This is a genomic window from Mycobacterium sp. (assembly GCF_035499775.1).
Lineage (GTDB): Bacteria > Actinomycetota > Actinomycetes > Mycobacteriales > Mycobacteriaceae > Mycobacterium.
The window spans coordinates 1-3928 of the sequence record NZ_DATJYB010000483.1 but is presented as its reverse complement, the minus strand read 5'-3'; the positions used below and the strand labels follow the sequence as shown (position 1 = coordinate 3928).

Below are 3928 nucleotides of genomic sequence, written 5' to 3'. Positions count from 1 at the left end.
CAGTGCCGTATGGGTCGGGCAGGCCTGGACGCTCAGTCGCCGGGCTGAACTTCCTCCAGCGCGTTGAGGGCGGCGGCGATATCGTCGACCTCCTCGTCGAAGAGGTCGGCGTAGGTATGGGCGGTGACGGTGATCGAAGCGTGGCCCATCGCCTTTTGAAGCAGCCGGAGGTCGGCTCCCGACCCGCCGCGACAACGGCGCATGGAATACCTCGCTGCCCATGCCGGATACACCCGTGTACACAACCCGGCAACGGGGGAGAATCGCCGACTGACCTACTGCCCGCACGAGATTTCGAGCAGTCTCTTCTTCTGCTCGGAGTATTCCTCTTCGCTCAGCCGTCCAGCGGCGCGCTGTACGGCGATGTCGCGGATCGCGGCGGCGACGCCGGTCATGACGGTCCGCGGCGCGGGCAATGCCTCGACGTCGTCGGCCGGTGCGTCCTCGGTGCGACCGGTGAGCCACGCCGGTCTGGCGTTCTTCTGAACGTTCGCGGCAGCCGGCGGGTCGGCCATCGCCTGTCCGGCCATTCCGCCAATTCCCATCTGGTTCAACGTGTTTGCGGCGCCGAATTCTGCTGTCGGCCCCGCTGCCGCGTTCGCGCTCGACAGCGGTGTGGTCAGTGCGGTCAGGCGTACTTCGGGTGCGGCGACGGTCCAACTCGCCGGCACCGTCAATTTCCCGACCGTGTTCGCCCCGCCGAAGGCCGCTGACATCGTCGGCGCAGGAAACCCGCCAGGGGGTAATCCCGGAAGGGGCGCCACAAACGGCTGCACGGGTGCCGGTCCGGTACCCGGCCAGGCCTCTTCCCCGTTCCAGCCGCTGAAAGTGTGATCGTCACCGACACCCGACACAGTCGTGAACGCGGCGATAGGAAAATCCACGATTGTGGACAGCACATCTGCCGGTAGGACCCCGAAAAGGCTCGTTGCGTCGCTTGGTCCAACGATAACGAGCGCGGCCAGGCTGGACAGGAGGGCGAGCTGGTCGGCCTGGGCCGGTACCGCCATCGCGGACAACGCCTGCGGCACAACCGATATGGCTCCTTGCACATTGCCGGCGAAGGTGCCGAGTTGGCTGATCGCGGCGGCTTGGCTGGCCATCCCGCTCGGGTCGGTGTTCTGGTGCGGAGAGGCAAACGGAGTCACCACGACCGCGGCTGCTGACGAAGCTGCATAGTTGTACATCGCCAGGCTGTCCTGCACCCACATCTCGGCGTAAAGCGCCTCGGTGGCCGCGATCGCCGGTGTGTTCTGTCCCAGAAAGTTAGTCGCCACCAGCACCGCCAGCAGGCTGCGGTTGGCGGCGATCTCCGGTGGCGGCACCGTCGATGCGAACGCCGCCTCGTAAGCGGCGGCCGCCGCCCGGGCTTGGGCGGCGGTTTCCTCGGCTTGCGCGGCGGTAGCGCTCAGCCATTCCACATACGACCCGGCCGCTGCGCTCATCGCCGCGGACGACGGACCCGACCAAGCCCGTTCGGTAAGTTCCGACACCACCGACTGATATCCGCTGACCGCCCTATACAGCTCGTCGGCCAAGCTGTCCCAGGCCTTCGCAGCGGCCAGCATAGGCCCCGGTCCCGGACCGGTGTACATCCGACCGGAGTTGATCTCCGGCGGATAGATCCCGAAATCCATTGCTGCGCATACCTCTTCTTGACGGCCGCTGCTTTCTTCAGACGGGCGATTCAGCGACCGAGCAGGCGGTTCTTCTGCTCGGTGTATTCCTCGTCGGTCAAAATCCCCTCGTCGCGCAGCTTGGCGAATTCACGTAGCTCGGCCGCGACTCCGGTGACCACAGCCCGAGGCTTGCCGTTGGGCGCCTCGCCGTTTTCGCCAGTTGCCGCGTTGTCACCGGTGGTCGCTACAGTTCTGGCGCGAGCAGGCGCAACGGCTTTCTTAACCGCCTTGCCGCCACCCCGGCGCCCGCCGGTGCCAACGGTTCCGGCCATGGCTCCTCCGGCCATGCCTGCCAGTGCCATCTGGCCGAGCGTGCTGCCCGCACTGGCTTCCACCGCCGGTACGGCGGTCGCCTTGACCGCGGTTTCACTCAGCGCCGGCAGCGTGTAGGAGACGGGCCGCACCGACGGGGTGGCGACGGCCCAGGTCGGTGGCACGGATAACGCTCCGACGGTGTTCGCCTCACCCAGACCGGCCGACAGCCTCGGCGGCGGCACCGTGCCCGCCGGCAAGTTGAGCAGCGGCGCCGGGAACGGCTTCACCGGCGCCGGCTCAGTGCCCGGAAAGGGCTCCTCGCCGTTCCAGCCGCTGAGGATCTCGTCGGTGTGAAGACCCGCCAGGGTGCCGTAGACGGTAAACGGAAAACTCGTCACCCCGACCACGTTGGCAGGCACGCCGACAGCAAAGGTGGCGATGCCCGCTGATACGCCGAAGAAAATGGTGGACAGATCGGCCAGCAGGCTCAACCAGGCCAATTCGTCCTCCGCGGCCGCTGCCGGGGTGGCCGCGCTCAGCAGGGCGCTGGGCACCGCGGAGAAGGCTCGCTGGACCGTGCTCTCCACGATGCCGGTGGCCTGGCCGGTGGCGGCTTGGTTGGCCAAGCCGCCCGGGTTAGTCGTCTGCGGGGGTGGGTTGAACGGCGTTAGCGCCGTCGCCGAGGCTGACGAGGCCGCGTAGCCATACATCGCCGCCACGTCCTGTGCCCACATCTCCCCGTACTGTGCCTCGGTGGCCGCGATCGCCTGGGTGTTTATTCCGAACGCATTCGTCGCGACCAGGGTCATCAGCTGACTGCGGTTGGCCGCCACCATCGGCGGCGGAACCGTCGCCGAGAACGCGGTTTGGTAGGCAGCGGCCGCGGACTTGGCCTGAGCGCCGGCTTCTTCGGCCTGCGCGGCGGTGACTCGCAACCACGCCGCATACGGCGCGGCCGCAGCGCTCATCGACGCCGACGCCGGCCCCAACCAGGGACCAGCGGTCAATCCGGATACCACCGCTTGGTACGAATTCGCCGCCGAATGCAGTCCGGCGGCGAGCGCGTCCCACGCCTCGGCCGCGGCCAACAACGGTCCTGACCCAGCACCGGACCACATACGGGCCGAGTTGACCTCCGGCGGATAGCTCGCGAAATCCATGGCTCGTTGCTCCTGTAATGCACCGCGATCGGGGCGAGCTCATCTGCACCGCTCGTGGTGCGAGCCATAGTACATTAGCTGGGTGGGGGGCACCGGTCCATGAGACGGGCGGGTGGGCGTCGTCGCCATGGGTCACATCAACCGCATCGTCACCGAACGGAAGATCCGCAGCCACCTCGCCCAAACGAACCGCAATGGGATTGCACATCACTCTCCAATGCGCCGCCTAGCCACCGAATACACACCGCCACAACATTACCCGGCCATCGAGCCGCGCCGGGTCTGCCGGCGCTACCCGCCGCCTGGTTCGCCTTGGTGGCCGCCGTGCGCGGACTCGCGTCGACGAATTCGACGGCCTTGGGCGCCTTGCACGGGGCCATCCGCCTTTTGGCGTACTCAATCACCTGCTGTTTGCTGAGCGCCGTCGGCGCGTTGCATCACCGCGTGCATCCGGCGGACCCACTGCTCATCGGAGATTCCGATCCCCACGACATCGGCGATGCCGGGGTGCCCGACCAGAGCGGACTCCACCTCTGCCGGAAAGACATCCATGCGCCAATGAGTGCGGGTCACCGCTATCTGGGCGGGGCGCCCCCGTTGCCGCCGTCGCCGTGCTGAAACTTCTTCGCAACGACAATTAGGTCGTAGGCCAACGCGATAGCCGCCCTGTCCGGTAGCCGTCGGCGGCGAGCCGAGCCAACGGGAGCGCGTTGTCGCCTACACGGTCCGCGAAACCCGTTCTATATCACCGCTTTTTGAGGGTCGATAAATTCGACCATGGGAGAAGTTTATTTGAAATCGATATGCGCCCCGCCGGATAGCGCGATACGCTCC

2 protein-coding genes and 1 pseudogene are annotated in these 3928 nt (G+C 66.9%); all 3 read right to left on the bottom strand.

The annotated features are described in order from the left end of the window. Positions 1-275 precede the first annotated feature (275 nt). Positions 276-1637 carry a PPE family protein gene (locus VML93_RS29720; RefSeq protein ID WP_325616024.1) on the bottom strand — a complete coding sequence of 454 codons (1362 nt, stop codon included), beginning with the start codon at positions 1635-1637 and terminating at the stop codon, positions 276-278. Positions 1638-1687: 50 nt separating this feature from the next. Then, positions 1688-3094, bottom strand: coding sequence for a PPE family protein, SVP subgroup (locus VML93_RS29715; protein ID WP_325616023.1), 1407 nt, complete (start codon positions 3092-3094; stop codon positions 1688-1690). A 275-nt stretch (positions 3095-3369) separates the two neighbouring features. Continuing rightward, a pseudogene (locus tag VML93_RS29710) lies at positions 3370-3643 on the bottom strand (AMP-binding enzyme); the annotation flags it as partial. Positions 3644-3928: the final 285 nt, after the last annotated feature.

Excerpts from the sequence above, each read along its gene's own strand:
- VML93_RS29720 (WP_325616024.1), bottom strand. The coding sequence starts at position 1,637 with ATGGATTTCGGGATCTATCCGCCGGAGATCAACTCCGGTCGGATGTAC.
- VML93_RS29715 (WP_325616023.1), bottom strand. The coding sequence starts at position 3,094 with ATGGATTTCGCGAGCTATCCGCCGGAGGTCAACTCGGCCCGTATGTGG.